Genomic DNA, 6,921 nt, shown 5'->3' on the forward strand with positions numbered 1-6,921 from the left:
TGATGGGTGGGTTGACGGGGCGGCCGGTGGAGTGCTCGACCGGGCCCGGCAAGCCGATACCGACACCGAGCAGGTCGGAGACCTCCCGCCCGACGTCTTTCACTAGCCGGTGGCCGGTCGAAGCCACCCACTCCAGCACGGTTTCCGGGCCCGCCGTAATGGAGAGCTCCGCACGCTCTTCGGTGAGGACGCGCCCCACGAGGTCGGTGACGGCGATACGGGCGTGCGTGGCGCCGATGTCGGCGGCCAGGATCACGCGTGCGGAGGGATTGAACGCGAACCGCGTGGGAGGCCGCCCTCCGGTGGAGGCGGCCTTGTCCGCTGGCCCGATCAGGTTGCTGGTGAGGAGGGCGTCGACGCGCTGGGTGATGGTCGATCGGGCGAGGCCGGTTTCCGCGGCGAGCTGGGCGCGGGTGCGCGGCTGGCCGTCACGCAGCAATTGGAAGAGGGCACCGGCCCCCGGGGTAGAACCGTTCTCGCCCGCCATGGCTGGCGGGCGAGATGCCGGATCGTCAACGCCTTCGAGCATGGTGACCAGTGAAACATACGAAACTTCAATCTGTCTGACGCTGCCTGAAGAGTAACAGGTAAGCAACTTTTGCTTGACTTACATGCAAAAGTAACCCTACGGTCCTTCCATGCGTATGGCGCCGATCACAGATCACGACGTTGACCATCTGGACGCTCACCAGGATGGGGTGGCCTATCGAGCGGCCATCGTGGGCACCGGCTTCATGGGCCGGGTACACGCGAGAGCCGTGCACGTCGCCGGCGGGCGCGTCGCCGGCGTGGTGGGATCCAACGTCGAGCGAGCCAAGGACTCACTTGCCGACATGTATGCCGATCAGGTCTTCGGCAGCCTGGAGGAGGCACTTGACTCGCGTGACGTCGACGTCGTCCACGTCTGCACACCGAACCACCTGCACGAGCCGGTGGCGCTGGCGGCGGTGGCCGCCGGGAAACACGTGGTGTGTGAGAAGCCGCTCTCGACGTCGGCGGCCTCCGCGGCAGCCATGACTACCGCAGCCGAGGAGGCAGGAAGCCTGGGCGTCGTGCCGTTCGTCTACCGGTTTCATCCGATGGTGCGCGAGGCCCGCGCCAAGGTGCGCGGAGGGGAGATCGGCAGGGTGTTCCTCGCCCACGGCAGCTATCTGCAGGACTGGATGCTGCGCCCCGATGACGACAACTGGCGCGTCGACCCGGATCTCGGAGGGCCGACGCGGGCATTCGGTGACATCGGATCGCACTGGTGCGACCTCATGGAGTTCGTGACCGGCGAGCGGATCGCCAGCCTGTCGGCGCAGTCGTCGCGGGTCAACGAGCGGCGTGGCGCGCAGGCGCCGCGCGAGGTGACGACCGAGGACATGGTGATCGTCCAGTTCGCCACCGAATCGGGATCGGTGGGCACGGTCGTGATCAGCCAGGTGTCCGCCGGCCGGAAAAACCGGCTGCTCCTGGAGGTGTCCGGTTCCCAGGGATCGTTCTGCTTCGACCAGGAGAACCCCGAGGTGCTGTGGTGGGGCGGCCGGGATCGCAGCAGCATGCTCGTACGCGACGGCGAGACCTTGAGCCCGGACGCTGCCCGGTACGTGCGGGTGCCGGCGGGCCACCCGCAGGGCTACCAGGACTGTTTCGATGCGCTGGTGGCCGACACCCGGGCGGCCATAGGCGGGCAGATGCCGGATGGCCTGCCCACATTTGCCGATGGTTTACGCTCGGCGCAGGTCGCTGACGCCGTGGTCACCTCGGCGCGGGAGCGAACCTGGGTGGAGGTAGGCCCATGACCACACTGCCCTCTGGTCCCAGCGCGGGTGCAGACACCGGAACCACGGTGGTGCGCATGGCGGGGATCGACAAGTCGTTCCTCGGCGTCCAGGTGCTGTTCGGGGTCGATCTCGACCTGCGTGCAGGCGAGGTGCACGCGCTGGTCGGGGAGAACGGGGCCGGCAAATCCACGTTGATGAAGATCCTCGCCGGTGTTCACCAGGCGGATGGCGGCACGGTCGAGCTGGATGGGCATGCGGTCTCGTTCGAGCACCCGTTGCAGGCACAGCACGCGGGCGTGTCCACGGTCTTCCAGGAGTTCAACCTCCTGCCGGAGCGCACGGTCGCGGAGAACGTCTTCCTCGGTCGCGAGCCGCGCCGGCGCGGTCTCGTCGACGCGGCGCAGATGAATGCGGCGACGGCGGCACTTCTCGAGGACCTCGGGCTGACCTGGCTCTCCCCGCAGACCCGGGTGCGCTCCCTGTCGGTGGCCGGCCAGCAGATCGTCGAGATCGTCAAGGCGCTGTCGCATGATGCGCGGATCATTTCCATGGACGAGCCGACGGCCGCCCTCGCTGACGAGGAGGTCGAGGTGCTCTACCGGCTCATCGGCACGCTCCGGGAGCGCGGCGTCGCCGTGCTGTACGTCTCGCACCGCCTCAAGGAGATCTTCGATCTCTCCGATCGGGTCACGATCCTCAAAGACGGCGCGCTGGTGGACACGGTGGACACCGCACGGATCACCTCTGACGAGCTCGTGAAACTCATGGTCGGCCGTCCCATCTCGAGTTTCTTCCCGGACAAGATCGAGGGAACCGCGATCGGTGAGACCCGGCTCCGGCTCGACGGGTGTGGCAACGCTCAACTCGACGGAATCGACCTGGAACTGCGCGCCGGGGAGATCACTGCCCTCGCGGGGCTCCAGGGCAGCGGCCGCACCGAGATCGCGCACGCGCTGTTCGGGGTCGACCGGTTCACCCGCGGATCGATGTGGATTGACGGGCGGCGAGTCCGGGTGCGTTCTCCCCGGCAGGCGGTACGCGCCGGGATCGCCCTGGTCACCGAGGACCGCAAGGCCGAAGGGCTGGCGCTGAACCAGTCCGTCATGGCCAACGCGCGCCTGGTGCTCGACGCCGTGCAGCCCGGGCAAGCGGGCCGGCGAGTGCAGAACATCCCGGGCATCCTCTCCTCGCTCGACCTGGTTGCCCGGGATGTGGATCAGGAGGTGCGCTTTCTGTCCGGTGGTAATCAGCAGAAGGTGGTGCTCGCCAAATGGCTGGCCACCGAGCCGTCGGTCATGGTGCTCGACGAGCCGACCCGGGGCATCGACGTCGGCGCGAAACAGCGCGTCTATTCGCTCATGCGGGAGCTGTCCGCGCGGGGTGTGGCGATATTGATGATCTCCTCCGAACTCCCCGAAGTGATCGGCATGGCGGACCGCATTGTCGTCCTGCGGGACGGCCGCATCGCCGGTGAGCTCTCGGCCGGTGCCGACGAGGAGTCCGTCATGTCGCTGGCCACCGGGCACGCGATGGGGGGCGAGCAGTGATGAGTCAGACAACCGAGACGGTTGACGTCGCGCAGCAAAGATCGAGGTCGCGGTGGAACCTCGGCCCCACCGAGCTCGTATTCGTCGCACTGGTGGGGATCGTGATCATCGGTGCGGTGCTCGTCGGGCTTCGCGGACAGAACCTGTTCAACACTGCCAACACGGTGGACATGTTCACCCGGTCCAGCCTGCTCGGGTTCATCGCCATCGGCCAGACGTTCGCCATCCTGTGCCGCTCGCTGGACCTCTCGGTCGGCTACGTCGTGGCCCTGACCAGTATCGTCGCGGCGACCACGATGGAGGGGGATACCGGGCGCATCGGCCTGGGCATCGGTGCCGTGCTACTGGTGTCAGGCGCGATCGGCCTGGCCAACGGGCTGATCATCGCGGTGCTGCGGGTCAATCCGTTCATCACGACGCTGGGCATGGGCCTGATCATCAAGGGTTATCTCGACACCCAGTATCAGGGACCCGCCGGCAGCGTTCCCACGCAGTTCCAGCAGTTCGGCTTCACCCGGCTGGGCTTCTTGCCGCTGTCCACCGCGGTGATGCTGGCGGTCGCGCTCGCCGGTTTCCTCTTCCTTCGCAAGTCCCGCACCGGGTATCACATGTTCGCGGTTGGCGGGAACGCCGAGGTGGCCCGGATGTCGGGGATCCGTACCGGGCGGGTCATGGTCACCGCTCACGTCTTGTGCTCGTTGTGCGCGGGCCTCGCGGGCTTGCTGATCGCCGCGCGCTTCGGTACGGGCAGTGCGCTGGTTTATGACAACCTCTACGAGCTGGACTCCATCGCCGCGGTGGTCCTCGGCGGGACGCTCCTGCTCGGAGGCCGGGGCGGCATCGCGGGCACCATCGGCGGCGTGCTGATCCTGGCGGTGCTCGACACGGTGTTCAACATCCTCCAGGTGGACCCGTTCTTCAAGGACGTCCTACGCGGCGTGATCATCATCGCCGCCGTCGCCATCTATGCAAGGCGCCAGCTGGACCGCAAGGCCCGCCGGATCAGGTTCGACGACGGGAACGGCGGCAGCGCAACCTCCGACGCCGCACCGAAAGTCCCTCCATCCGCCGGGTCATCGGGCCGGCAGCCACCACCGCCGGCCGGCGTACGGGGAGCGCCCGGTGACGCCCACGAGACGAGCCAGACCGGCACGACCATCCGCCAGGGTCCGAAGGGAGAAGGGCGATGAAGGCCACCAACGCTCGACGTCGTCCCCAGGTGACCGAGCTGGCGGGACGCCTGTTCGGCGGTGGCGGCGGCACGGTCTACGCGCTGCTGCTGGTGATCTTCGCGGCCATCTTCGTCGTCAACGCGAGCTTCCTGGAACCGGCGTCGTTGATGGCATTCGTGAAGATGGCGGCACCCATCGTGCTGCTGGCGATCGGGCAGTACTTCGTGATCGTATCCGGAGAGCTCGACCTCTCGGTCGGTTCGCTCGTCGGTGCTCAAGTCGTCATCGCGGCCAGGCTGATCGACGGGGAAGAAGGCCGCACCGTTCCCGTGCTGCTGCTCATGCTGGCGTTCGGTGTGCTCGTCGGCCTGGTCAACGGCTTGATCACGACGATCCTGAAGGTGCAGTCGCTGATCACGACACTCGGAATGATGCTCGTCCTGTACGGCGCGATTCGCCTGTGGACTGGTGGCGCTCCGACCGGCGCGCTGTCGGAAGCGTTCCGCCAGCCCGGGCGCGGCGGCATCGACATGCCGGTGGTGCGCCAGCTCCCGTGGGCGGTCATCATCCTGGCGGTCTTCATGGTCCTGGCGATCATGCTGATGCGCAGTTCGTATGGCAAGACGTTGATGGCCACGGGGGACAACGAGCGCACGGCCACGTTCTCGGGCGCGCGCGTCTGGCAGGTGCGTACCGCGGCTTTCGTGTTGTCGAGCGTGATGGCCACCTTCGCGGCCGTGCTGATCGGCGGGTTCGCCGGGGTGACGGCACAGGTCGGCGAGGGGCTGGAATTCACCGCCATCACGGCCGTGGTCCTCGGCGGTGTCGTCCTGGGCGGCGGCCGTGGCACGGTCGTCGGCGCCATGGGAGGGGCGCTTGCCCTGCAAGCTCTGTTCACCCTATTCAACCAGCTGGCCCTGCCGGCCACGATCCGGCCGGCGGCGCAAGGTTTGATCATCATCGCGGCCGTCGCCTACGCGGCCCGGGAGAGATCACGGCCTGCCGCAGCAATGGAACGGTCCGACGTCTCGACGGAACCAGAGGATCATCCGCGAGACAGCCAGAAGCAGACCACCACTTAGAGGAGGCATGATGCGCAAGTCTCGCGTGTTATTGGGGGGCGCTGCCGCTGTGGCGCTCATGATGGCGGCGTGTACCACCGACAACCCGGACGAGGCCGGGGACGTCGCGGCTCAGCCGGAGGGCGACGCGGGCGAGTCGGACGACGGTGACGACGCCGAGGACACGAACGATGACGAGTGGTTCGTCCAGGCCGACTTCGAGCGCCAACTCGCGCAGCGCGACATGGAGCCGGAGGGACCGGAGGACCAGCCGTGGCTGCAGGCGATCGATCCGGACTGGACGGATACTTCCGAGTACGAGGTCGACGGCGGCGACAACACGCTGTGCTTCTCCAACGCCTCGGTCAGCAACCCCTGGCGGGTGACCGGATGGATCACGATGCAGCAGCAGGTCGAGGTGTACAAGGAAAGCGGGGAGATCGGCGAGTTCCGGGTCTCCGATGCGGCTGACGACGACAACCAGCAGATCTCCGACATCCAGACATTCATCGACGCCGGCGACTGCGACGCACTCATCATCTCGCCGTCCACGACGGCGACCCTGACGCCCGCCGTCGAGGCGGCATGTGACAGCGGGATCCCCGTGATCGTCTTCGACCGCGGTGTGAACACGGATTGCATGGTGACGTTCATCCATCCCATCGGCGGCTATGCCTACGGTGCGGACGCGGCCGAGTTCCTGGTCGACAATCTCGAACCGGGCTCGTCGGTGCTGGCCCTGCGCATCCTCCCGGGCGTGGATGTGCTGGAACATCGCTGGGCGGCGGCTCAGCAGATCTTCGGGGAGAGCGAGCTCGACATCCTCGGATTCGAATTCACCGAGGGCGACGGGGCTGCGATCAAGGACATCGTCACCCAGTACTTGCAGCGGGGCGACGTCGACGGTATCTGGATGGATGCCGGTGACGGTGCCGTCGCGGCGATCGAGGCATTCGAGGACACCGGGAACGACTACCCGGTGATCGCCGGGGAGGACGAGCTCAGCTTCATGCGCAAGTGGAAGGAAACGGGGCTGACCGGGATCGCTCCGGTGTACTCGAACTTCCAGTGGCGGACCCCGATCGAGGCAGCGATCAAGATCTGGAACGGCGAGGAAGTGCCGAGCGAGTGGGTGCTCCCGCAGGAGCCGATCGAGGAGGACGAGCTGGATCACTTCCTCGACATCAACGCGGAGATGCCGAGCCTGCACTACGCCAAGTTCGGTGGCGAGGATCTGCCTGGCTTCCCGGAGGCCTGGCAGGACCGCTGAGCGAGGCGACGAGCGAGGGACGAGTGAGGAGTCCGAGCGTGACCAGGAAACGCGGAACGGCGAGGCGACGAGCGAGGGACGAGTGAGGAGTCCGAGCGTGACCAG

Annotated in this window: 6 protein-coding genes; 5 read left to right on the forward strand and 1 reads right to left on the reverse strand. The window is 67.1% G+C overall.

Annotated features, from left to right (window positions below; translation table 11 throughout):
- On the reverse strand, positions 1-487 hold a 487-nt coding region (locus tag DPM12_RS19835; RefSeq protein ID WP_342778818.1), incomplete at its 3' end, for an ROK family protein.
- Between the two features lie 157 nt (positions 488-644).
- Here DPM12_RS19835 and DPM12_RS19840 point away from each other — a divergent pair.
- Genes DPM12_RS19840 through DPM12_RS19860 form a run of 5 tightly spaced genes read left to right on the forward strand, consistent with a single transcriptional unit; the run spans position 645 to position 6,816 of the window.
- Entirely contained in the window at positions 645-1,784 is a 1,140-nt protein-coding gene (locus DPM12_RS19840; protein WP_112260099.1) for a Gfo/Idh/MocA family protein, read from the forward strand.
- Positions 1,781-3,313: a sugar ABC transporter ATP-binding protein gene (locus DPM12_RS19845; protein WP_112260096.1), complete on the forward strand. Its 1,533-nt coding sequence runs from the start codon at positions 1,781-1,783 to the stop codon at positions 3,311-3,313. The genes DPM12_RS19840 and DPM12_RS19845 overlap by 4 nt, the downstream gene beginning before the upstream one ends.
- Positions 3,313-4,503, forward strand: coding sequence for an ABC transporter permease (locus DPM12_RS19850; RefSeq protein WP_112260097.1), 1,191 nt, complete (start codon positions 3,313-3,315; stop codon positions 4,501-4,503). Before DPM12_RS19845 ends, DPM12_RS19850 begins: the two co-directional genes overlap by 1 nt.
- Positions 4,500-5,567, forward strand: a complete 1,068-nt coding sequence (locus DPM12_RS19855) for an ABC transporter permease (RefSeq protein WP_112260098.1) — start codon at positions 4,500-4,502, stop codon at positions 5,565-5,567. Before DPM12_RS19850 ends, DPM12_RS19855 begins: the two co-directional genes overlap by 4 nt.
- Before the next feature lie 10 nt (positions 5,568-5,577).
- Positions 5,578-6,816: a substrate-binding domain-containing protein gene (locus DPM12_RS19860; protein ID WP_112260100.1), complete on the forward strand. Its 1,239-nt coding sequence runs from the start codon at positions 5,578-5,580 to the stop codon at positions 6,814-6,816.
- The last annotated feature ends 105 nt before the right edge of the window (positions 6,817-6,921 follow it).

The organism is Phytoactinopolyspora halophila (assembly GCF_003287285.1).
GTDB classification, from domain to species: Bacteria; Actinomycetota; Actinomycetes; order Jiangellales; family Jiangellaceae; genus Phytoactinopolyspora_A; species Phytoactinopolyspora_A halophila.